Origin of the sequence: Desulfurococcus sp., from assembly GCF_038881575.1 — an archaeon.
In the GTDB taxonomy this organism is placed as follows: Archaea; Thermoproteota; Thermoprotei_A; order Sulfolobales; family Desulfurococcaceae; genus Desulfurococcus.
This window is the reverse complement of the sequence record NZ_JAVZPN010000005.1, coordinates 60478-83117: the sequence shown is the minus strand read 5'-3', so window position 1 is coordinate 83117 and position 22640 is coordinate 60478. Positions and strand designations below refer to the sequence as shown.

The following is a 22640-nucleotide window of genomic DNA, read 5'->3' as shown; positions in this document are numbered from 1 at the left end:
ACCTATTTCCTCTTGAATTCTATTCTCGGTTCTCTATGTGTCTGCTCATATATTTCTGATAAAAGCCTCTTTAAAAACTCATCTGTTATAGGTATCTTCACACGCCCGCTTTGAGCCAGCGCTATTAACTGTTGTTCAAGCAATTCCGCGAGCTCTGGTTTAACAAGTCTTAAATTATTAAGTCTCTCCCTAGCCTCCGGCGTAAGGATCTTTCTGAGCGCTGCATCTATCATTTGACGCCTCTGCTTCTCCTCCTCCATACGGCGCTGCAGCTCAGCAAGCTTCCTCCTCCTTATAGCCTCAAGCTCCTCATCATATCCCTCGCTACCGTATTCGCTCCCAGTGTCTGATGGCATCTAGTCATCCCCAGGGCAATTATATTCCTAGCTAATGACTTGTCGGGGGAAGATACTTTGAGAGCTCTGGATTAGCACGACTCAGCTCCGAGAGTATCTCGAAGCTCAGCCTATCAAGCAGTGACTTCCCCTGAGGCGTGAGAATCCTACCCTTCCTTGTCCTCCTCACTAGCTGTGCCTGCTCTAATTGCTGCAGTATCTTCCTGATCGCGTTGCCAGGAGCTCTCACAGTTCTCTCAGGGCGGACACCCCTGTTCTTCCTTCCACCATACTCTCTTCTAAGCTCCGTTAATCCCACTGGTTCACCGGCTTTATAGAGCTTCCTCAGTATGCTCGCCGCCCTGTAATACCACCATTCCGGATTTGTAGGCGGCTTCTCCTTATGCGAGCTGGTTTTAACAAACATGCTCCATGTAGGCGGCTTTACCTCTGGTACGTTCGCTTTCAAATACTCTACGAGTTTCTCGATTAGCTTGTCAGCTGGAACCTCTAATGCTGTAACCATTTACTCAATCACCCTATTGTAATCACTAAGTCTACATGCTTTAAAATACTTTTAACCATCCTCCCCGCCCCTTATAAGCGTGATAGTGAAGCCCCTGACCTCGTATATCTTCCCGCCTGTTAACCCAGCTATCTCCTCAGCCAGTCTATGGATATCGAAGCCCTCGCTCCTCCTATAGGATTTCAACACCCTTATCTTCACCACGCCGTGTTTCCGGAGCCTTAGCCTGACCTCCTCAATGAATCCCTGGGTTACCCCATTCTTACCTAACTGCACATCGACTTTACCGGCTATCCTCAGCTTGATCTTCTCCCTGAGGCCTTTATCATGTATCTCCTCACCCATCCACATTGTAGACACCTATAGACCAGCCTGGACGACTTACCACTACCCCTTACTCTTACACTAAGTGTTAAACCAGGTATTAATGGTATATGACACCGCCTGCAATAACCTCTCCTAATGTACCTGGGCGGCTTAATCCTGGCTTTCCCAGCTATCTTAAGCATTATCTCAATATATCTCCTCGCCAACCCGAAATCTCCTTCTCTGACCCTACTCACCGAGTACTTGTAGAGCAGTATCACCCGTTCCCTGGCGATCTCCCTTATATATTTTTCCCTATTCAAGGACCCGACCCCGGGTGGTGGAGTCATATAATTATACTCCACCCGGGTATTAAATTGAAGAGAATAAGGTGATTGGACTGAGGAGGCTTAAGATAATACTCGTGGAAGCAGCATTAGAAACCATACCCCCAAGCATTACATCACACCCAGCCGTGCTTAAAAACGCTGGTAAGAGAGGGAAGAGTCCCCATGAGATAATACTAGATGTAAGCATACATTACCACGCCATGAGGAGGCTCCCATTGAAGCATAAGCGGGGTAGACCGGATATCATACATTTAAGCCTGTTAGAGGCGTTGGAGAGCCCATTAAATAAAACCGGTAGAATGGAGATATACATACACACGATACAGGGACACGCTATCTTCATTGATTCATCAACAAGGATCCCGAGGAACTATAATAGGTTCACCGGGTTGATGGAGCAGTTATTTAAGGAGGGACGGGTTCCACCAGGCTCAGAGAAGCCATTGCTCTATATCAAGACAATGCCGCTTGACTCGTTAATCAAGGCTATTGGGGCAAAGGGGCTAATACTCTTAAGTGAATCCTGCGCCCAGAGCAGCCTCGACAATGTAGTAGGGGAGGCATTGGATAATGGATTCGCCATGGGTATAGGTGGATTCCCCCACGGAGACTTCGAGGAGGACACCGTGAAACAGGCAACCAAGTGTTACTCGATATATAGAGAGCCCCTTGCAACATGGATCGTGGTATCAAGGATAATAGCTAGCGCTGAGAGATTACTCGGCATATTTTAGACATAGTTCTACTAATCATAGTCGAGACAATAACTTCGTTATCTACCAGTGGGTTACATCAACCAACTCAACCCTGCTTAAATACCTTGTATTCCCTAATATCTACTTGAAGCCTTATCGGAGATGCATCATGCAGACAAGCGAGGTTAATACTGGTATAAGAGACCCCTTTATAGAGTTTGTTAAATGGAGCAGTCTCGACGTAAACGAGAACGCTAATAAATACATGGGTCCAGGCAGCTTCTTCAGCTACCTGCTCGAGGAATACATGAAGCGCGACATACTAAGCTTGCTTCCAAGCCGTATCCTTAAAGCCCATAGAGATGGATTAATATATGTTCACAAACTACCCCAGAGCATATACATACCCTACTGCACCGGGCATAGTATGGCGAGGCTACTTGAGAAAGGCTTGAAGACCCCTACAGTCATCTCCCGTCCAGCGAGACACTTCGACACATTCGTAGACCACGTGGCCAACTACCTGATCACGCTCCAACACTACTTCACGGGGGCACAGGCATTCTCAAGCGTCGAATGGTATGCGGGCCCATTCATAAGGAGCGATGGATTAGACTACCGGGGGGTAAAGCAGAATATCCAGAGGCTACTCTATAATTTAAACTATCCAACCAGGATAGGTTTGCAAACTCCCTTCACGAACTTCACGATAATAATGGATGCAGCGAGGAAAGCCCTTGAAGGAGACTACGCCGTCTACGATGGTAAGAAGACCGAGCCCCTTGGGGCATATGAAAAGGAGGCTAAAATCTTTCTCTTAGCTCTCTTCGAGAACTATATGAATGGGGACAGCGTAGGGCAACCATTCACGTTCCCAATTCCCACTCTAATGACTACATCTAAACTACTCTGGGAGGATCCAGAGATATATGAAGCGGTATTCAAGACGGCTGCAAAACGCGGAAGCTTCTACTGGCTCAACACCAGGGTAGTAGACCCGGACGCCAGCTATGCCATGTGCTGCAGGCTTTCGATTCAGAAGAACGAGCTCCTCTACGCGTTCAACGGCGGCTCAAAGTTCTCGCTGAGCTCGATTAAAAAAGATGTTGAGGAAGCTAGGGAAGAGTACTGGAGCAAGGTTGAGAGGCAGAGGTTCGGCGGGCTCTGGGCGATGCCGGATGTGACCGGGAGCGTGAACGTTGTAGACATCAATCTTCCGAGGCTCGCGCTCGAGGCCGCCGGCGAGGAGTCCAGGTTCTGGGAGCTATACGATGACGCCTTAAAGTTGGTTAGGGAAGCCGTAGACTGGTTTAGAGCCAGGTATGTGAAGATATTGAGGGAGCACCCGAATTTCTACTATATGATCACAGAGTACATGCCTGAATTCCCCTCGTCACACTTTAACACCATAGGTTTAATAGGGCTCCCTGAGGCAGCCGCTATACTGATGCAGGAGCCGAAGCTCTGGCTAGACGGAAATAGGGGCGACTGGCTCCGTGCAGCAGAGTTAATGAGGAGGATGGTCGAGCACGCGACTAATACTGCTAGAAGATGGATGCAGGAGTCGGGCACCCCATGGAACGTGGAGGAGGTGCCGGCTGAGTCCGCCTCGCCTAAGATGGCGGCTCTAGACGTGAAGCTATACCCTGAGCTGGCAGAGTACCTGCCGGACCCCGATAATCCTGTCTACTCGACCAGTATAGCGCCATACTATGCCTCTGAAATGGAGCTCCCCGATAGAATCGAGGTCGAGGCTAGGGTACAGAAGTACTTCACGGGAGGAGTGATGATGCACATATTCCTAGCCGAGGAGCCCGAGCCGGAGGCGCTGGCGAAGCTGGCTAAGAGAATCATGGATACTGATATCGTCTACTGGAGCTTCACCCCTGCATTAACATACTGCCCATCCTGCAACAGGACTTTCACCGGGCTATACAGCAAGTGCCCGAAGTGTGGTAGCGAAAATATTGAAGTGTGGAGCAGGATAATAGGCTACTACAGGCCGCTGAAGAACTGGAACCCCCAGAGGAGAAAAGAGTTCTGGACACGCCACCACTACGCATTCTAAAACACGAATTCCTGTTTCTTTTTGGCTATTCTCCAGGTGTCTCCTCATGCCCGTTAAACTTATTGGTGGCGGATGGAAGAACACCAGCCTAGTCGACGTCCACGGCTCCGTAACCTTCACAGTCTGGCTCTGCGGATGCAACCTCAAATGCCCTTTCTGCCACAACTGGAGGCTTGCAGACAGAGACGCCCAGTTTTGTAGGCCGCTGGATGTGGACAGGCTCCTCAACGACCTCTCGGCGAGCAGGGGCTTCATAGACTACTTGCACGTCACGGGGGGAGAGCCGCTACTCCAGTATGAGGGCTTATCATGGCTGTTCGGTGAGGCCAAGAGGATGGGTATTGCGACAAGCTTGAACAGTAATCTAACTCTTTATATGCCTCTTAAGAAACTGGTGGCTCAAGGCGTCGTCGACCACGTCGCAACAGACCTTAAGACCCCTTTCGACGAGCTATCCGGCCTCGGCAACGTGTCGAATGTATTGTTTAAACAGTTCATGGAGTCTCTGAGACTCATAGTTGAGGAAAACATTCCCCTCGAGCTTAGGATACCGGTTGCCAAAGACTTAACGATCAAGACGCTGGAGAAGACGCTGGAATACATCATGCCCACCCTCAGTAAACACGTGGAGAATACCGTGGTCATCGTGAACCCCCTCCTATCGAAGCCTCTCACTAATCCCCGTAGCATAGAGTGGTGTGATAAGTACTGTATGCCCAGCGAGGTAGAGCTTGAAGGAGTCGCAGGTGTTTTTAGAAGGCACGGGTTTAAGACCTTTATCAAAGAGGTGCCGAGGTAATGGAGAAATACCTGCCGCAAGCTATCCTCGTTGCACATCTACCCGGTGCAAGTAGGATTATAGCATCCGCCTCGAAGCTCACACTATCACCAAGAGACTTCGCCTTGATTGCAGAGAGTATGGATGATGCGAAAACCGAGGAGTGGATCAGAGAACTAGTTAAACGGGGTCATGGCTCCCCACTAGAACACTCTATATTCATATTCGAAGTGGTATGTAGCCGGGTATGCAGTCATCAACTAGTTAGGCACAGACATGCCTCATTCTCACAGCTGTCCCAGAGATACAGTGATAAATACCTGAGAAACATGGTGGTGAAGATATTCGAGCACACCGGCAGAAACCCGCGGGAAGCCGGCTTCAGAGAATACGTTGAAGCTATAAGCAGATTCCTAAGTACTAATCCAAGCTTTGAAGAACTGCTGGATATTGCCTCAGAGGCATTCATTGTTCCACCAAGCGTGGTGAAGCTCAAAGATGCAGAGTTCCTCAGGTTCCTCCTAGAGGGCGTCAAGTCGTACTACGAAGCACTCGCTAATGGCGTACCCTACGAAGACGTAAGGTACCTGCTGCCGCAGGCCGTGAAGACTAGGCTACTCGTATCGATGAACGCCAGGGAGCTCCTAGAGGTCTTCATCCCGCTGAGGACGTGTGCCAGGGCGCAGTGGGAGATACGCATTATAGCATGGAAGATGCTGAGCGAAGTAAGCAGGGTTGAACCATTGTTATTCAAGTACGCTGGCCCACGGTGCATCCTGCAAGACAATAGAAGCAGGATTAAGCCATGCACCCTGAACGAGTACTTGAGCGGAGAATGCTCCTTCACAATAGAGAGATGCCCAGAACTAGTCCCAAAGGAGAAAATACGGGAATGCATAAGCACCGCCTTAATAATTTAACATCCATACCCAGTATCACTGCTGACCTCCTCTCCGCCCTGAAGGGAGCGTGGTTTCCTTCCGAGTAGTTCATTAGTTCCCCGCATCTATTCCGGGTTTACACCTGTCATCCGCGGGGCAGTCGGGGTGCTTCCATCTATGGATAAATGTTTCGCTGCATTACGGCTCATCGCCGATAGAAAAAAATAGAAGTATTCAAAAGCATTTAAACCTAGTAGTTAAATTCGCGACAGCCTGAGCAATGACCTATTAATGTCTCACTACGACTCACAGGCTTCTTAAGTCTATTGGTATTATTTTCGAGTCCTTCTCATCCATTTTGAATAGTCTTAGAAAGGCTCCCCATATAAGTATGTGTTGATAGGCCTTGTGATAGTTGTTCGGATATTTTTGCATTATTATATTCCTATATTCGTCTACTTCCAGATATCCCTTACTCTTGAGTATTTCTACTATGTCCTTCAATGGTTGTAGTCTAGATGCTAGCTCCCTAAGCTTCTTTACTACGGTCTTCGTGTTCGATTTAACAATGTTTTCACCTGTCTCCGTTAATGTTACGATACCGTCTCTATATGTTATTAATCCAAGCACCTCAGCTAGGTCTATTGTGTGCGGTAATACCTCTATGTTCTCACCTATCACGTCCCCAATATACATGGGATCTATTTTTCCTCCCAGCGTATATACCGTCTCTACTAACCCCAATACATGATCGGGGAGTACTTCCGGCGGGATCAACATTGTATTATTATCCAACACCCTTACGAATCACCAAGGGTATTAGGGCTATCTAGAGTTATTCTTTACATTATTTCAAGCTTTTAAGGTTTCACGTTATGAGATAATACCAGGATATGGTTTCGTGACCCCTATGATGGATCTTATAATAGCGTTAATATATAGTATGGGGAGAATGTTTTTAGCATACATTGTTTCCGTTATCACCGCTCTAGTACTGGGCGTCTCCATGGCCAGGAACAGGTATTTAGAGGCCGTGCTACTGCCTATCCTAGATATTCTGCAATCCGTGCCAATACTCGGCTTTCTACCAGTGGCCCTCCTATATATTGCTAGATTACTCCCAGGCATGCTTGGAGTCGAGGTTGCAGTGGTATTCCTGCTTACAACTGGCATGGTCTGGAACATTATTTTCGGCGTATACTCCTCTGTCAAATCACTCGACCCCTCCATAGACGACCTCGTGAAAACCTATAGGCTCGGCTTAGCCACGAGGTTTTTTACCATATACTCGCAGGCAGGCATTAAATCCATTGGAGCAAATAGCCTGATATCATGGGCGGGTGGATGGTTCTTTATAACTTCAGCCGAGGTAATGGTTGGCGGCGAGGGGAAAGGCGTTATTGGAATAGGCTCCGAGATAATTAAATCATTCACGATGGGTGATTATGCAAGATTCGTCATCGGGTTACTGATCCTCGTAATATCTATAGTAGCTACATATATATTCATCTGGAACCCGATGGTGTCTGAAAGCACTGGTATAAGGCTCGTCGATGTGGGAATATTATATGATGAGGTCTTTAAGCCGCTTGCAAGAATAACGTGGGACGGCCTCGCCGAGGCATGTATATGGTTCGAGTCTAAACTAGTCACCCTAGTTAGATCACTAGCTATACCCGGTAGAATAGTCCGTGGAAGCGCCTATGGGATCCTCGCTGTTCTAGTAGCATTAGCCATGGTAAACATCTCAAGAGCCGTCATAAGCTACGGGGGATATTTAATAAGGGTTTCCACCACTGATGTACTGGTGCTAATATCGAACACTACTATAACCCTGGCAAGGGTTGCTACTGTGGTTTTAATCAGTGTAGTTATAACTGTTATCCTAGCATATGCATCCTACCTCGCTATAGTATACGGGGAAAAATCACTGGGGCACCAAGTGATTGTACTACTCGGAGAAATACTGGCATCTATACCGGCTATATTATGGTGGCCTATTTTATCCTACATAGCTTTCAAGGGCAGTATGGGACAGTATATTGTAGCATTCATAGTCTTTCTCCAGGGAACAATATGGTACAGTTACTTCAATATACTCATCTTCGGGCTTTCAAGCATTGGTAAAGAGCTCACAGAGTTGTCCAGGGTGTACAGAATTAAAGGCTCCTTGTTCCTGAGAACACTGTTCATACCAGCCATGCTACCCTCAGTAGCCTCCGGAGCTCTAAGCGCGTGGGGTGGTTGCTGGAATTCCTCGATAGTAGCCGAGTATATGGCTCTAGGCACGAGTATTATAAACCTAGGCGGTATAGGATCGCTGCTAGACATCTATGCAGCGGAGAACGATTACACCCATCTAACACTAGCCCTTATTATGTTTTCCATCGTGATTGCGATTATAAATATAGTTTTCTGGAGAGGAGTGGTTTTCAAGAAAGTGTCGAGAAGATTCACGGTGGCATGAATGGGGAGCCCTGTATTAACAATAAAAAATATCTCTAAGAGCTACGGCGGAAAGGGGAGAGCCGCCAAGGTATTAGATGATATAAGCCTGGACATATATGAGGAATTCATATCAATATTGGGGCCTTCTGGATGCGGGAAAACGACTCTTCTAAGAATTATTGCCGGTGTTGAAAAACCGGATTCAGGAACCATAGAAAGCCATATCGGCAACCTTAAAATAGGCTTCGTCTTCCAGTTTCCAACGCTTTTACCATGGCTAACGGTACTGGATAACGTGGCACTACCATTGAGAGCGGAAGGTGTACCTAGGGAAAAAGCCCGTGAGAAGGCTAGGAGATACCTGGGGTTGGTCGGCTTATCGGGTTTCGAAGACTTCTACCCACATGAACTTAGCGGTGGAATGAAGCAGAGGGTGAATCTCGCGAGAGCGCTGGCTATAGAGCCAAACATGCTCTTAATGGATGAACCATTCTCAAACCTGGATCCTTTAACAGCCGAGAACCTGAGGTCAGAGGTACTGGATATGTGGCTATCAGGAGTGACAACTGTAAGAGCTGTAATCATGGTGACCCATAATGTTGATGAAGCAGTATCTATGAGCGATAGAATAGTTATATTAACACCTAGACCAGCCAGGATAGCCAGGATAGTAACCATAGATATCCCGAGGCCGAGAAACAGGAGATCCGAGGAATTCAACAAGCTAGTGGATATGGTATACGAATACGTAAGCTAGTATCCTTCAAATACTAGCCCAATTAGCTTACAGCTGAACCTGCTTTTAAGGCTGGAGGATGATTTCAAACAAATAGAAGAAGCACGGGGTTGAAATAACACTAGTTTCTTCCACAGGTTATTATATCTTCTAGACAAGTCTATCTTGTAGCTCTCGTTCTCCTTTATTATGGTTATCCCACTTACTGGGATATTATCAGCGTATTCAACCTGCTTTGATAGCTTGAGAACAATTACATCAACCAGTCTTTCATCCTTTCACAGCTTATCCCACAATATATTCCATGAGGCGATTGCCCCTGTGGTTATTTCAATGATCTCTTCGAGTTTATATAGTGTTCTATGCATTATAACTAGATCAAGGTGTATTATTGTGAACACTGAAATCTCATTAAATGAGTTCCTTGATGCTTGGAAAGAACTTGAGGTCAAGAAGGCTAGAAGAGACTTTATTGATCATCTAGCCGCTTACGTCATCATTAATTTATTCTTAGTATTCATTAACCTTTGGACCAGCCCAGAGCAAATATGGTTTGTATGGCCACTGACTGGTTGGGGGATCGAATCAGCTTTTCACGCGTACTTCTCTAGACCTTCGAGGGTCATCGAGTCAGTAGAGTCTAAAGCCATGGAAATAGAGATGTATGCAAGAAAAAAGAAGAGATAGGTATCCCAGCAGATTCTCTCCATAATCCTCTTTCACACGTGTTAGTTTGTATCATATCCGGGGATATGCGAAAATCCATAAGGCCTATGACTCCTGCTTTGAAGTACAGTTTTACTGAGACTAGGAATAATGCAGTCTATATAAGGATGGCTTTAACGCCGTTTCTCACAGCTGCCTCCACTTGTTTCTTATCACTTGTCACAAGCTCTGTTTTCAGCTCTTTCGCGGCGATGACGAAGAGCGCATCGTAGACGGTGATCTTCTCGTTTACTGCTAGAGTCAAGGCCTGGGTAAGGAGTTTGTCCTGGCTTATAAGAGGTATGGCTTTCTCCTCGGCGAGGTCTCTGATTATCGCTTGCGCGGTGTCGTAGCCAACCTCATTACTCAAGATCTTTCTCCAGAGAGCATTGGCAACTTCTTTCACAGCTAAGTCGAGTGTTACAACGCCCTCCCTCATCACCTCTGCTACTTTCTCCCATCCTTCTTCACGCGAGAAGAATTTGATAAGGGATGAGGAGTCAATGACTCTCACGATCCTCCCTCACAGACCTCTCTGCAAATCCTTTCTCACTAGGGACAACTTCCCCCAGGAGCCTAGTCCACTTATCAACATATCTCCTAAGCCTTACTTTTAAAGCAAGCTCCTCTAGGAACCTCCTAACCTCGCCAGCAATATCAACACCCTCCTCCTCCAGGAGTTTCTTCACATCTTCTCTCACACGAACACTAATAACAGTCGACATAAACCTCACCAGGTAAACATATATGTTTACAGTTATATAAACATAACTGTTGACAAAGCATAGAACACGATAGATTTACCAATTATTTAGTTTACAGAAGAGCCCTGGAAAAGGCGGAGGGATCTCTGGCTTCCCTGAGTACTCTAAACACCAAGCCTGATATATAAAGTAGCGAGACCTTACACTTTGCTCATCCATATCTTCGAGGATTCTAGCTCATACAGAGTCCAATCCTTTATCATGCCAATATCATTATTTTTTTCTCCCTGAAAGACCCCTCCTTCGGCTTACAGGTTTCTACATCTAGGTATAGTCTCATATCCCATTAACAAATTCTCGTCAACCATGTATAAAGAGACCGGAGTGCGGCGGCCGGGATTTGAACCCGGGATCTCCGGCTTGGAGGGCCGGCGTCCTAGTCCAGGCTAGACGACCGCCGCATCCAATAATCTCTTAGAATCTTGATAGGTTTTAAAACATTCTTATCCAATAATTATTCCTCCATTAATTAATGATGCGTGTTACGTATTTGATGCCTGAACAAAAATAAACCAGGTAATTCAACCGTTTACACCCGAGTTTATAACATGGATTCGATGAAGCTGTTAAGCTTTTTATCTTTTTATTATGGTAGATATTAAAATCCTTGAAGCGAATACTCTTTATCATAGTGATGAGAAGAGGGTCTCATGAGCCCCGCAGTGATGAAAGCCGGAAAATCTGACCCGAATATATCCTTAATCAATACCGGTCGTAGTGTGACCCATTATTAATGTATCTTCTAGATGAGCCTTGTTTTATCCAGGCCTTCTAGTTTATAAATGATTATTTTCACTATATCGGTTAATACCAGTGTTATAGTAACAGCGTAGAGTAGTGCTATAATTATTGCTCCAGGGCTTATAGGGGTTACCATAATGCCCTTGTATATTAGTATCGTTGCCGCAATTATATCACATGCTATCGCCACCAACATTGGCTTACTCGGCGCGGAGTTCCAGAAGAATCCGAGCTCTCTGAAGTTGACTATGTTGAATAAGCCCGATATTAAGAGTATATAGAATATGAACGATTGTGTTTCATGCATGCTGAGCTTCAAGACACTGAGTGCTAGATAAAGGGCTAGGAAGAGCTCGGCAACCTTGACAAGCCCGAGGAAAGTGGATACCTTAACGAGCTTCCTTATATTCCACCTTTCCGGAGAGGCCGAGGGCCTTAACCTATCCGTACTTATAGATAATGTTACAAAATCATACATGAATAACATTAATATGATGTGGGTTGGCGAGAGTACAGGTATTCCAAGCAATAATGTTGCCAGAGCTACGAAGTACACTATCTGGAATGTCTTCACAATCTTATTTATACTCCACACAACTATTCTCCTGTATATGACCCTACCTAATTTAATGACGTCCACTATGTTCCTTAAACCCGGCTGAGTAAGCACTATGGATGCCGATGACTTCGCTATATCCGTTGCATTATACACGGCTACACCTAGATCAGCTTTCCTAAGGGCTGGTGAATCGTTGACACCGTCGCCGGTCATGCCAACGACATGCCCCCTTGATTGTAGGGCTACCACGATATCATGTTTATCCTCCGGGTAGGCCTCAGCTATAACACCAACGCTCTCAATCCTCTCCTTAAGAATATCCTTAGCAGTATTCCTGAGAGAAATGATCTCGCCTTTTATACCCACGGCTTTAGCTATAGCGCTGGCTACGTAGAGGTTGTCACCGGTTATCATTACTGGCTTTACTCCGAGACCCTCTATCTCCCTTATGAATCTCGCCGAGTCTTCGCGAGGCTTATCAAATATCCCTAGCACACCAACGAGCCTAAATACTCCGTCCTCCTCGATGCCTACTGCAAGCGGCCTCATACCTTTTAATCCGAGCTCCCTTACTACGTTCTCGAATCTCTCCCTCTCAACCTCTTTATCGAGGTCCAAGAGAACCTGGGGAGCTCCTTTTACAGCTCTTATGGTCTTCCCATTCAGATTCACCAGGGCTTCACTACGCTTCGTCTCGGGGCTGAATGGTTTAAACTCTATGATCCTGTATCCCTGCATCTTGAAGCCTAGCTCGCTAGCTTTAGCAAGTATTGCTTTATCTATGGGGTCCTCGCTTATCTCCTCAGATGCCAAGGCGGCGTATAAAATAATATTTTTCACACTATAACCCTCCAGGACTGGTACTACCTCTCCTACAACAAGCTTGTTCTCTGTTATAGTCCCGGTTTTATCGAGGCATATCGTATCCATCATGGCTGCCGCCTCAACCGACTCAAGCTTCTTAATAATAACCCCTACCCTAGTTAGCTCAACACTCCCAAGTGCCAGCGTTATTGTCGTCATAGCTGGGAGGGCTATGGGTATTGATGCCAGAAACAATGTGAGCGAGAATGGAAGCAACTCATAGAGGTTCGAGCCCTTTATTACAAGGTATAAGGCTACAACCACTATGAAGAACATGTCCACGGCCATAAGCCACTTGGTTATGCTGTTCGTTATCTCCTCAATTATCATTCTAGGCTTACTCACCTCCACAAGCTCGACAACCTTCCCATACCTTGTACGAATACCTGTAGCGGTAACCCTGGCCACAGCCTCGCCTCTGACAACAAGGGAGCCCGCGTATATGGGGTCCCCTGCTTTCTTTTCAACCGGTAGAGACTCCCCTGTGAGAGCTGACTCATCGACTAATAGGAAGCCGTCAACGATTACAGCATCGGCTGGAACAATATCGCCAAGCCTAAGCTTAATAATATCATTTGGGACGAGATACTCCGCGGGCACTTTGCCCCAAGAGCCATCCCTAAGAACATACACGGAGATCTTGAGCTTCTGCTTGAGGAGTCCAACGGCTTCGTTGGCTCTACTCTCATGGATTAAACCTATGACTGCGTTAACCAGTAGTAACGCGATTATAACGGTGAAATCTATGTATCTACCGAGGATAAAAGATATAACTGCTGAAACCTCTATAGCGAATGGAGTAAACCCTATAAACTTGCGGAGGAATAGTTTCAGGAAGCCCTCCTTTTTCTCGGGGATAACATTGAGACCATACCTCCTAATCATCTCCTGGACTTCAACACTAGTTAAACCCTTCAAGCCATCAGAGTCCATAGGAAGTCACCGAGGTATATTGGAATTCATATCATTACATATCCTCATTATTATACCTTTTACCCGCTATCCAGGTTATTATACCTTTTACCCGCTATCCAGGTGACTGGGGAGTGAAGGGCATAAGGCTATAAGCCTCTATCCAGCGTACTTGATACTGTCAAGTGTAGGGTTGGAGAGGCTTTGAGTGCAATGATAATGCTGGATCCATCAGTATACTTGTATAGTGGAGTAGTAGGCGTATTAATAGTAGTGCTACTATTCGTGCTCTCCCTATTCGAGTTGAAGGGGTTGGCGAAAATATTCTTTACAGCGGTTGCCCTAATACTCATCACGTTACACTACATTGTCATATATAATATATCCCATTACGAAGGAGTTGTATTATACCCGTTTATAATACTAGAGGAGACAGATATAGGGGGAAGCATCTCCCCTGACATCGGGCAGATAGCAATACTAGCATTGATTATTCTCTGGCGGAGAGAGCTCCTCGGATTATTACAGGGGGGAGAAAACAGTGCACCCCCTTCTAATGTTCAATCCCAGTGAGATACTCGAGTGCATCATAATTAAACGGATTAACCGCTTCACAGTGCTAGTCAAAGCTGGTGATGAATTGATCCAGGCACACCTCAACAATACCGGTAGGCTATATGGAATACTCGAACCCGGGAAGCGGGGCCTACTCATGGATATAAATGGCGCTAAGCTCAGACATAGACTTCTAGGTGTCTACAACGGTGGAGAAGTAATCTTATTGGATACCAGTATCCAGGAGAAAGCATTTCTGAGGGCGGTTGAGTCAGGGTTGATACCATGGTTGAGCCCCTGTAGCCTCGTTAAGAGAAACACGAGGATTAATCAGGCTGTAATAGACTACCTGTTTAAATGCGGGGACGCCACGGTATTCGTTGAGTTGAAGAGCGCCGTGATGGATCTAAACGGTTACTCTGGGTATCCGGATGCACCAACAGAGCGAGGTAGGAGACAGATAAGGGTTCTCAGTGAGTTGGCCTCGACCGGTGTTAAATCAATAGTTGTGTTTGTATCCAGTGTACCAGGCACGAGAGGCTTTAAGCTGTATTGTGGCTTCGATACGGAAATAGGGAAGGTTGTCCAGGATGCCGTTGCTAAAGGAGTATTGTTTAAGGCTGTGTCAATAAGCTTTAACCACTCAACCTACAGTGTAATGCTTGAAGACCCGGATTTAACCGTGGATCTCTGGAGTATGTGTGAAGAGTAGATTCAAGCCACATCCAGTACTAGTTGCCCCAGGTGTCCTCCTTTCTTCAACTCTATTAATGCTTCATTGGCCTCGCTAAGCCTATAGGTTTTCACCTCGGGCCTCACACCGTGCCTACTGGCTACCTCCAGGAACTCTCCTACATCCTTCCTAGTTACATTCGCAACGCTTTTGACTTCTTTCTCATGCCATAAGAGGCTGTAATCCAGCTTCTCGATTGGAGTCATATATATCTCAGCCAATACTACTCTCCCACCCTTATCTATCTTCTTCAATGCCTCAATGAAGACGCTGGACACAGGTGCATACACTATTGCGGCATCGAGTCTACGCGGGGGTTCTTCACTCGTTGAGCCAGCCCATTCAGCACCGTTCTCGAGAGCCTTCTCTATCTTCCACCTGCTACTCGTGAACACGTATACTCTTAAGCCAAGCTTCCTAGCCACTTGTAGAACAAGGTGTGCAGCTGCACCGTAGCCGAATAGACCCAGGGTTGCATCACTCTTGCCAAGGAGCCCTGTTAGCTTTAGGGATCTATAGCCTATTGCGCCAGCACACATTAATGGAGCTGCATGAGTGTCATCTATTCCGCCAGGTATCCTGTGTATGAAGCCTGCCTTTGCAACCATGTACTCAGCGTACCCGCCGTCCACACTGTAGCCTGTGAATAAAGCGTTTTCACAGAGGTTCTCGAGGCCTCTTCTACAATACCTGCATTCGCCGCAAGCATAGTATAGCCATGGAACCCCGACGCGCTCCCCCCTCCTTACTCCTTCAACCCCCTCACCTACATCTTCTACTACACCGATTACCTGGTGCCCGGGTATCAGCGGGAGCTTTACAGGTTTCAACTCGCCTTCAACAATGTGGAGATCCGTCCTACACACACCACATTTGAGAATCCTTATCAAGACCTCGCCTCTACCGGGGCTTGGTTTCTCGACATCCATGTATTTCAACGGCCTTGATTCAATAGGGGCTGGAGAATAGAGGATCATCGCCTTCAACGTGTACACCTTGCAATCTCAAACCTATGTTCTCTAATCTGTGAAACACTATTTAAGCCTTGAATAGTAATGTTTTAAAAACCTTGATCCATATGATTCATATCCGGGCTGCCGCCGTAGTATAGCCCGGTCAAGTATGCGGGCCTCTCGAGCCCGTGACACCCTAAGGCCCGTTGAGGAGAGGGTGCGGGAGACCCGGGTTCAAATCCCGGCGGCGGCACTCTTCTTATTCATCAACTGCTTCAGCCAGTATACCATAGTGGATCCTATAATAGTGTAGAAGCTTATTGTTAAGGCAAGCGAGTAGGCTACGTAGAAGGCTGGATCAAAGATCATTAGAGTAATGGAGTCCAGGAACCTCCATATATTCATATCGGGATTCTCAATGTGTACATGGCTCCACCAGCTCGTGGGAAACGCCACAGGCCATAACCCTATCCATATATATGTAAATAATAAGAGGGGCTTAGATACAGCGTTCTCCCTGGTTACCAGTAGCAGAGATACATAGGCTATTAAAGGAACCAGGTACTGGTGGTTCACCCTCCAGTAGAAAGCTGTGAAAGCAATATACGCGAGTGAGAGGCCTAGGAGTAAATTACCTCCCCGCTTATAGTATAGTAGTAGAAGTGAGAGGGTTATAACAGTGAAAAAGACCCACCATGACTCAATAACCCAGATGTAATCCCTGTAATTATACGTGATAAGGCTTGATAAACCGTTGAAGCTATATACAACGGGCTCAGTGTATCCAGGCCTAGATGATTCTAACAACGCATTAAGCAGTGATCCCATCGTGCCCGGGCTAGCGATGATGAATGGTGTGAAGGGGATTAATGCACCTGTTAAAACCACCATGATATACTTTAATGAAGTCCTCGATAAACCATGCTTCTTAAAGACATCGGTTATCAACACTAGCAGTGAAGGTAGGATAGTCTGCTTAACGGAGACCGAGAATCCAGCAATGAATAACCCGGCTGACACATGCCTGCCATCCATGTACATGTATAATCCGAGGAGTAGGAAGAATAAGGCAATGTTATCAAACATGCCATATATCGCTGAGATATATATGGTCATCGGGTTCAATAAGTATAGTAGGGAAGCAATCACCGCCACCAGCCTACTCGTTGAGAAAATCCTTCTAGCAATATAGTAGAGCAGGATCCCTGTTAGAACATCAAATAGTGAGAAGACGGATTTAACAATCCCGCACCACGATGGAGAGGCATATATGTTCAACCCGTGATCCCTGACCACCTTCACGGGATCCGGTGCGATAAGCCTTAAAGGAGCTAATATGAAGAGAAGTATTGGTCCATAAATATATTTCCATGGATACGGCCAGCTATTACCGGGCGCCTCAAGGTAGTTGTAATCGTAGAAGCGGAAACCATAGTGTAGAAAGGTATCTGCGAAACCAGCGAACTGGACTACATCACTACCACAGGTGGTCCATAGGAAGGGGGCCCTAACAAGCACACCCACCAATGTAATGAGCAGTAGTATAACCGCATCAACCCTACTTATGAAATACACTTAAACCACCTGATCCACGTGATCCAAGAACTATTAACCATGTATTGTTAAGAAGGCTAAACCTATTATACCTTATCAGGGTTTGACAAGCGTTTCTGAGTTGTAGACTGCCTAGCATTCTCCCTGCCTTATAACTTTATACACCTATAAGCCTAGCGGTGGCCCTCGGGTCTCCGAGACCCATTGACAGACCACGGGAAGAGGGCCGGGAGGGGGGAAACCATGATAGACCACCCTACGGAAACACAGAAAACCATAGATGGGAAACGATGAGGTGGGATTAACACCTTATTCATATATCACCTACCCAGCAACCAGGAGGCCACGTATTTTATCGGCTAGAGCCTCTTGAACACCCTGAATTGGAAGCCAACTAGTATTTATTGTGATCTATTAGAGGGGTTGTTATCGAGCCTGGGTGGTGTTACACCTCGCTGTCCCTGATACTTACCCGTGTAAGGTTTGTACACAGGGCTGCTGGTCCTCGCCAGTATTAAGTGGAGGAATCTCTGACCTGGGTAAACCTTAACCGGCACAGTGCTCCCTACGAGTTCAATGGTTATATTCCCCTTGAACCCGGCATCTATCACTGTCGGCGGAATGTATAAGCCGAAGCGGGCAAAAGTGCTTCTAAGGTTCACCAAGCCCACTAGGTCATGGGGGAACTCAACGTACTCGAGGGTCGTGGTTAAAACATGTTCCAACGGGTTTATCACGAACCCCTCGGCTCCAACCCTATAGCACTCTAACACATTGTCAACCCCGTCCCTCGAGGTATCCACTACACTGTTCTCCCTCTTGAACCTACAGAACTCGTCCCCGAACCTTAAGTCCACCCCGTTCTCCCTCACTGTATCCTCGAATAACGGGTCTATAACCAGGAGCTTCTTCTCGATGTAGACACGGATATCCCAGTCGCTTAGAATCATTCTCACTCCCTCCTTCTAGGTGGTTGAGGTGGTTCATGGAATATTTCATGGATCGCCCTGGATGCCTCCTCTAACTCCTTGAATGTATCTATAGCCTTCCAGAATACACCAGTGTATCTCACCGTACCTAGTACTCCATCCCGGGCCATGGCAGGGAACGCTGTTTTCTCCAAGTCCCCCTTCTCTGGGAAGTATCTTAAAGCCTCAGAGCTTAAAGCGTATACTCCGGCATTGATCCAGTAGTCACTTAACTGGGGCTTCTCAACGAATCCCTTAACCCTGTCTTCATCCTCTATTTCGAGGACACCATATGGGCTTGGCAGAGGTATCGATGCTATTACACCGAGGTATCTTGAGCCCTCGAGTTTCTCGATTAGCTTTAGCGGGTTAAGGTTGGTAATTATATCTCCGTTGATGACTAGGAACATATTGTTCCTGGATAAGACATACTCAGCGTTTTTAATGGCTCCCCCAGTCCCCAAAGGCTCATCCTCAACTACATATGTAACCCTCACGCCAAGCCTGCTCCCACTACCAATATACTCTATTATCTTCTCCTTCCTATAGCCAATTAGGAGAACTATCTCCCTAAACCCATGCTTCTTCAACCACTCGATCTGCCATTCCAGGATAGGTTTATCCCCAACTGGGATCATTGGTTTAGGAACGTCATCCGTGTACGGTCTAAGCCTTTTACCATATCCTCCAGCCAGGATCACAGCGAGCATTCTAGAGCACCACGTAATATCTATCTAGGACTTAAGATAAAAATACTTGACACGGTAAAGAGCTCCCTTAAGATAGTAGATCCCCTTCTGGCTCGTGGAAAACCTAATAAACCCCTGTTTAATCAATTAATAATGATGCCGCCGTAGCTCAGCTGGGAGAGCGCCCGGCTGAAGACCGGGATGTCCGGGGTTCAAGTCCCCGCGGCGGCATATCATTATTCACCCTCTCAGCGTCTTTATATTCTTCAGTAATCTAATCCAAGTTTAGGTGGTCAAAGTCTTGGTAAAGATGATCATTGTCCCGTTAACAAGCTATGGTGTACTTGAGTATCTCGACGCGTTAAGGGATCTACTAGTGGATTCATTAAGGAGAACCGGTGTTAAAGTAGAGGCATATATATGGAGCGAGGTTTTAAAGCCACCTATAAAATGCTTCAACTGGGAAAGGAAGCAGTACCTGGCAAGATGTGTGATAAATCACATCCGCTCATCCCTTCAGCTGGCTGGGGTTAACGAGGACTCAATAGTGATTGGGATAGGCTATTTAGACGGGTATGAAGACGGCTTGAACTTTGTCTTCGGTGAGGCCGTGCCAGGTAATAGCACGGCACTAGTGTTTACTAGGAGGCTCCGCCAGGAATACTATGGTTTACAACCAGACTTCAACCTGTACTTTAATAGATTGGTTAAGGAAGCAGTGCATGAAGTAGGGCACCTGCTAGGATTAAACCACTGTAGTAACCAGGGCTGTGTTATGAGTTTCAGTAATAGTGTCGTAGAAGTCGATGCTAAGTCGAGGTTTTTCTGCGAGGAGTGTGCTAGGAGAATAAGAGAGTTAAATATCTAGGACGAAGTAAGCCACCCATTTATCCTCCTGCTTCAATATCCTCATTAAGTTATATGTTGGAGACTTCACCTCAACCCTTGCCTCATGCCTTAAGGGATTGAATTCCTCACATAATGCCCGTGCCTTAAGCTTGTATGATAAATCCCCATTAATCCTCTCAATACTTAATTCTTTCACACTTATGCTTCCACACATTAGTTTCTCATTATAATATAATAATAGAAGGGACTCAAGCCACTTATACAGTAAATTCTCCATGTCAAAGCCCTCAACTTCTAGCCCCTTCTCCACGGCTGGTCTAAGGTGATCAATATTAGTCATAGAGTCAAATAACGCTAACCCACTGTTTTCGAATAACTCTAAGACGTCCTTACCATAGGCTCTAACATATATATCACTCGTGTGCTCGAGAAAATCAAACCTGCCATTTCTCGATGCAATCACTTCCTCTCCCATGAAAGACCACCCGGCCTCATTTACCCTCAGGAATAAATTCAATGGTATCTTAACATCATTAATATTTTTAAAGAAATTAATTAATATAAATTAGCTTTACAAAAACAGGTGGAGTTGATGAGTGAGAAATTCGAGTTTGAAACATACCATGAGTACATAAACAAGAATTATACCCCCGATCCTAGCAACGATGTAATAGCTATATACAGGGTTAAGCCTGCACAGGGATTCACTATTGAGGACGCAGCGGGAGGCGTGGCCGCTGAGAGTAGTACTGGTACATGGACTAGCCTCTACAACTGGTACGATGTAGGGAGAGTTAGAAGACTAAGTGGTAAAGCATACTACTTCAAAGACCTTGGCGATGGATCATGGATTGTGAAAATAGCATACCCAGTAGAGTTATTCGAGGAAGGAAATATACCGGGCCTACTGGCATCCATAGCTGGAAACATATTCGGCATGAAGCGTGTTGAAGGATTACGGCTCGAAGACATATATCTCCCCAAGAAATTCCTCGAGTCATTTAAGGGACCCAGTAAGGGAATAAATGGTGTTAGAGAGATATTCAGGGTAAAGGATAGGCCTATAGTAGGCACAGTGCCGAAGCCCAAGGAGGGTTACTCACCGGAGGAAGTGGAGAAGCTGGCTTTAGAGTTGTTGAGCGGTGGATTAGACTACATAAAAGACGATGAAAACCTGACCAGTCCGAGCTTCTGCAGGTTCGAGGCCAGAGCTAAGGCCATTATGAAGGTCATTGATAAAGTAGAGAAGGAGACAGGTGAGAGAAAAGTCTGGTTCGCCAACATTACCTCCGATATACGTGAAATGGAGAAGAGGCTGAGACTTGTAGCAGACTACGGTAACCCATACATAATGGTTGACGTCGTGATCACCGGGTGGAGCGCGCTAACATATATCAGGGACCTAGCAGAGGAGTACGGGTTAGCAATACATGGGCACAGAGCAATGCATGCAGCCTTCACTAGGAACCCATACCACGGTATCTCAATGTACGTGCTAGCTAAACTATACAGGATCATAGGAATAGACCAACTACACATCGGCACAGCCGGGGCAGGAAAACTCGAGGGCGGGAAACTAGACGTTATAAGATACGCCAAAATACTGAGGGAGACGCACTTCAAGCCAGACCCAGATGACATATACCATCTAGAGCAACCAATGTACCACATCAAGCCGGCAATGCCTGTCTCGTCAGGTGGTTTACACCCAGGCAACCTCCCACTAGTAATAGAGGCTCTAGGTACAAACCTAGTGCTACAAATAGGTGGTGGAGTAATAGGTCATCCAGACGGGCCCAGAGCCGGAGCACTGGCTGTTAGACAGGCACTAGAGGCAATAATGAATAATATTCCACTAAACGAGTACGCTAAGACACATAGAGAGCTTGCAAGAGCACTGGAGAAATGGGGCTTCGTAAAACCTATCTAGACATTTGCTTTTTTAATCAAAATAGTAATCAAAGCAATATAAGCATAAGTGGATTGATCCTTGCCAATACTCTGTAAGGCTTTTAATCCACATATAATCTTCCACCTTTAAGCACATAGTAACGGGTTGCCCCATATTCTGCCTCCATCTCCGTAGTAGTTATCAGTATGGCTGTCCCATCCTTAGCCATTTCTTTGAAGACCCCTAGAACTCTCTCAGCGCTGTATTCATCGAGGTTTGAAAATGGTTCGTCAGCCACTATTAATGCAGGCTTCTTAACCAATGCTCTTGCAATAGCTGCCCTCTGCCTCTGCCCCCCGCTTAACTCATGGGGGAACCTGTTTTCTAACCCCTTGATCTCTAGTAGCTCTACCACCTCCATGATGATTTTCCACCTGGCCTCACGAGGATACCCTAAGAGTGCTAGTGGTAGCTCTATGTTCTCATATACTCTCAGCCTTGGTAGTAAACGGTACTCCTGGTCTATATACCCTATTTTCCTCAGCCTTATCAGTGATCTCTCATATTCATTTATGCTCGTCGCATCCCTACCCATAAAGTAAACGCTTCCTCCATCAGGCTTAACTAGGAGAGAGGCTATTTTAGCCAGCGTTGTCTTCCCCACGCCGCTTCTCCCCTTAACAACTATGATCTCCCCCTCCCCTACTTCTAATTCGGCTCCATTTAGAATGGTGTCGCCGCCGATATACTTGTATACGTCCACCAGTCTAAGCACCATCA

General features: G+C 46.2%; 26 protein-coding genes and 3 tRNA genes. 15 read left to right on the top strand and 14 right to left on the bottom strand.

Annotated features, from left to right (window positions below; translation table 11 throughout):
- Positions 1-2: 2 nt before the first annotated feature.
- Genes QXV08_RS06145 through QXV08_RS06130 form a run of 4 tightly spaced genes read right to left on the bottom strand, consistent with a single transcriptional unit; the run spans position 3 to position 1490 of the window.
- Positions 3-356: a DNA-binding protein gene (locus QXV08_RS06145; protein WP_342785928.1), complete on the bottom strand. Its 354-nt coding sequence runs from the start codon at positions 354-356 to the stop codon at positions 3-5.
- 31 nt (positions 357-387) lie between these two features.
- The gene (locus QXV08_RS06140) at positions 388-861 is read right to left on the bottom strand and encodes a 30S ribosomal protein S19e (protein ID WP_014767993.1); all 474 of its coding nucleotides are present in this window, start codon (positions 859-861) and stop codon (positions 388-390) included.
- 51 nt (positions 862-912) lie between these two features.
- Entirely contained in the window at positions 913-1212 is a 300-nt protein-coding gene (locus tag QXV08_RS06135) for a YhbY family RNA-binding protein (protein ID WP_342785931.1), read from the bottom strand.
- Complete coding sequence (locus QXV08_RS06130) at positions 1158-1490, bottom strand: ribonuclease P (RefSeq protein ID WP_342785933.1); 333 nt, start codon at positions 1488-1490, stop codon at positions 1158-1160. Before QXV08_RS06130 ends, QXV08_RS06135 begins: the two co-directional genes overlap by 55 nt.
- 68 nt (positions 1491-1558) lie before the next feature.
- Between QXV08_RS06130 and QXV08_RS06125 the strand changes: the two genes are divergently transcribed.
- The 4 genes from QXV08_RS06125 to thyX all read left to right on the top strand — a co-directional run bounded on the left by QXV08_RS06125 (position 1559) and on the right by thyX (position 5978).
- Positions 1559-2251: a 16S rRNA methyltransferase gene (locus tag QXV08_RS06125; protein WP_342785935.1), complete on the top strand. Its 693-nt coding sequence runs from the start codon at positions 1559-1561 to the stop codon at positions 2249-2251.
- Between the two features lie 130 nt (positions 2252-2381).
- Positions 2382-4280 carry an anaerobic ribonucleoside triphosphate reductase gene (locus QXV08_RS06120; RefSeq protein WP_342785937.1) on the top strand — a complete coding sequence of 633 codons (1899 nt, stop codon included), beginning with the start codon at positions 2382-2384 and terminating at the stop codon, positions 4278-4280.
- Positions 4281-4326: 46 nt separating this feature from the next.
- Complete coding sequence (locus QXV08_RS06115; protein WP_342785939.1) at positions 4327-5079, top strand: anaerobic ribonucleoside-triphosphate reductase activating protein; 753 nt, start codon at positions 4327-4329, stop codon at positions 5077-5079.
- Positions 5079-5978, top strand: coding sequence for an FAD-dependent thymidylate synthase (gene thyX, locus QXV08_RS06110; protein ID WP_342785941.1), 900 nt, complete (start codon positions 5079-5081; stop codon positions 5976-5978). The genes QXV08_RS06115 and thyX overlap by 1 nt, the downstream gene beginning before the upstream one ends.
- A gap of 267 nt (positions 5979-6245) precedes the next feature.
- On the opposite strand, the gene QXV08_RS06105 is transcribed toward thyX, so the two are convergent.
- A complete protein-coding gene (locus tag QXV08_RS06105) occupies positions 6246-6734 on the bottom strand; it encodes an AAA-associated domain-containing protein (protein WP_342788113.1) in 489 nt (162 codons plus the stop codon).
- Positions 6735-6849: 115 nt separating this feature from the next.
- On the opposite strand from QXV08_RS06105, the gene QXV08_RS06100 reads away from it, so the two are divergent.
- From QXV08_RS06100 to QXV08_RS06090, 3 genes are all read left to right on the top strand, one after another.
- On the top strand, positions 6850-8406 hold the full coding sequence (locus QXV08_RS06100) for an ABC transporter permease subunit (protein WP_342785945.1): 1557 nt from the start codon (positions 6850-6852) through the stop codon (positions 8404-8406).
- Entirely contained in the window at positions 8407-9144 is a 738-nt protein-coding gene (locus QXV08_RS06095) for an ABC transporter ATP-binding protein (protein WP_342785947.1), read from the top strand.
- Between the two features lie 372 nt (positions 9145-9516).
- Complete coding sequence (locus QXV08_RS06090; protein ID WP_342785949.1) at positions 9517-9810, top strand: 2TM domain-containing protein; 294 nt, start codon at positions 9517-9519, stop codon at positions 9808-9810.
- A gap of 136 nt (positions 9811-9946) precedes the next feature.
- Here QXV08_RS06090 and QXV08_RS06085 read toward each other — a convergent pair whose 3' ends face one another.
- The 4 genes from QXV08_RS06085 to QXV08_RS06070 all read right to left on the bottom strand — a co-directional run bounded on the left by QXV08_RS06085 (position 9947) and on the right by QXV08_RS06070 (position 13689).
- Positions 9947-10342 (bottom strand): type II toxin-antitoxin system VapC family toxin, encoded by a 396-nt coding sequence (locus QXV08_RS06085; protein ID WP_342785951.1) that lies wholly within the window; start codon positions 10340-10342, stop codon positions 9947-9949.
- Complete coding sequence (locus tag QXV08_RS06080; protein WP_342785953.1) at positions 10329-10553, bottom strand: VapB-type antitoxin; 225 nt, start codon at positions 10551-10553, stop codon at positions 10329-10331. Before QXV08_RS06080 ends, QXV08_RS06085 begins: the two co-directional genes overlap by 14 nt.
- Before the next feature lie 364 nt (positions 10554-10917).
- A tRNA-Gly gene (locus QXV08_RS06075) sits at positions 10918-10993 on the bottom strand.
- A 341-nt stretch (positions 10994-11334) separates the two neighbouring features.
- The gene (locus tag QXV08_RS06070; RefSeq protein ID WP_342785955.1) at positions 11335-13689 is read right to left on the bottom strand and encodes a plasma-membrane proton-efflux P-type ATPase; all 2355 of its coding nucleotides are present in this window, start codon (positions 13687-13689) and stop codon (positions 11335-11337) included.
- A 192-nt stretch (positions 13690-13881) separates the two neighbouring features.
- On the opposite strand from QXV08_RS06070, the gene QXV08_RS06065 reads away from it, so the two are divergent.
- Positions 13882-14241, top strand: coding sequence for a hypothetical protein (locus QXV08_RS06065; protein ID WP_342786111.1), 360 nt, complete (start codon positions 13882-13884; stop codon positions 14239-14241).
- A complete protein-coding gene (gene sfsA, locus QXV08_RS06060) occupies positions 14210-14935 on the top strand; it encodes a DNA/RNA nuclease SfsA (RefSeq protein ID WP_342785957.1) in 726 nt (241 codons plus the stop codon). The genes QXV08_RS06065 and sfsA overlap by 32 nt, the downstream gene beginning before the upstream one ends.
- A gap of 2 nt (positions 14936-14937) precedes the next feature.
- Here sfsA and QXV08_RS06055 read toward each other — a convergent pair whose 3' ends face one another.
- The gene (locus tag QXV08_RS06055; RefSeq protein ID WP_342785959.1) at positions 14938-15942 is read right to left on the bottom strand and encodes a zinc-dependent alcohol dehydrogenase family protein; all 1005 of its coding nucleotides are present in this window, start codon (positions 15940-15942) and stop codon (positions 14938-14940) included.
- Between the two features lie 110 nt (positions 15943-16052).
- On the opposite strand from QXV08_RS06055, the gene QXV08_RS06050 reads away from it, so the two are divergent.
- The 3 genes from QXV08_RS06050 to QXV08_RS06040 all read left to right on the top strand — a co-directional run bounded on the left by QXV08_RS06050 (position 16053) and on the right by QXV08_RS06040 (position 17101).
- Positions 16053-16162, top strand: a tRNA-Glu gene (locus tag QXV08_RS06050).
- Positions 16163-16285: 123 nt separating this feature from the next.
- Positions 16286-16453, top strand: a complete 168-nt coding sequence (locus tag QXV08_RS06045; protein WP_342788115.1) for a hypothetical protein — start codon at positions 16286-16288, stop codon at positions 16451-16453.
- A 189-nt stretch (positions 16454-16642) separates the two neighbouring features.
- Positions 16643-17101, top strand: a complete 459-nt coding sequence (locus QXV08_RS06040; protein ID WP_342785961.1) for a hypothetical protein — start codon at positions 16643-16645, stop codon at positions 17099-17101.
- 763 nt (positions 17102-17864) lie between these two features.
- Here the strand turns inward: QXV08_RS06040 and dcd are convergent.
- Both dcd and QXV08_RS06030 read right to left on the bottom strand, forming a co-directional pair.
- Positions 17865-18413, bottom strand: coding sequence for a dCTP deaminase (gene dcd / locus QXV08_RS06035; protein WP_342785963.1), 549 nt, complete (start codon positions 18411-18413; stop codon positions 17865-17867).
- A 2-nt stretch (positions 18414-18415) separates the two neighbouring features.
- Positions 18416-19141, bottom strand: a complete 726-nt coding sequence (locus tag QXV08_RS06030) for a nucleotidyltransferase family protein (RefSeq protein ID WP_342785965.1) — start codon at positions 19139-19141, stop codon at positions 18416-18418.
- Positions 19142-19278: 137 nt separating this feature from the next.
- Between QXV08_RS06030 and QXV08_RS06025 the strand changes: the two genes are divergently transcribed.
- Together QXV08_RS06025 and QXV08_RS06020 are read left to right on the top strand one after the other, a co-directional pair.
- Positions 19279-19351: transfer RNA gene (locus tag QXV08_RS06025), tRNA-Phe, on the top strand.
- Between the two features lie 79 nt (positions 19352-19430).
- Positions 19431-19988: an archaemetzincin family Zn-dependent metalloprotease gene (locus tag QXV08_RS06020; RefSeq protein ID WP_342786113.1), complete on the top strand. Its 558-nt coding sequence runs from the start codon at positions 19431-19433 to the stop codon at positions 19986-19988.
- On the opposite strand, the gene QXV08_RS06015 is transcribed toward QXV08_RS06020, so the two are convergent.
- Positions 19977-20444 (bottom strand): archease, encoded by a 468-nt coding sequence (locus QXV08_RS06015; RefSeq protein ID WP_342785967.1) that lies wholly within the window; start codon positions 20442-20444, stop codon positions 19977-19979. The two genes, QXV08_RS06020 and QXV08_RS06015, sit on opposite strands and share 12 nt — an antisense overlap.
- A 117-nt stretch (positions 20445-20561) precedes the next feature.
- On the opposite strand from QXV08_RS06015, the gene rbcL reads away from it, so the two are divergent.
- Positions 20562-21899: a type III ribulose-bisphosphate carboxylase gene (gene rbcL / locus QXV08_RS06010; RefSeq protein WP_342785969.1), complete on the top strand. Its 1338-nt coding sequence runs from the start codon at positions 20562-20564 to the stop codon at positions 21897-21899.
- A gap of 82 nt (positions 21900-21981) precedes the next feature.
- On the opposite strand, the gene QXV08_RS06005 is transcribed toward rbcL, so the two are convergent.
- Complete coding sequence (locus tag QXV08_RS06005; protein ID WP_342786115.1) at positions 21982-22638, bottom strand: ATP-binding cassette domain-containing protein; 657 nt, start codon at positions 22636-22638, stop codon at positions 21982-21984.
- Between the last annotated feature and the right edge of the window lie 2 nt (positions 22639-22640).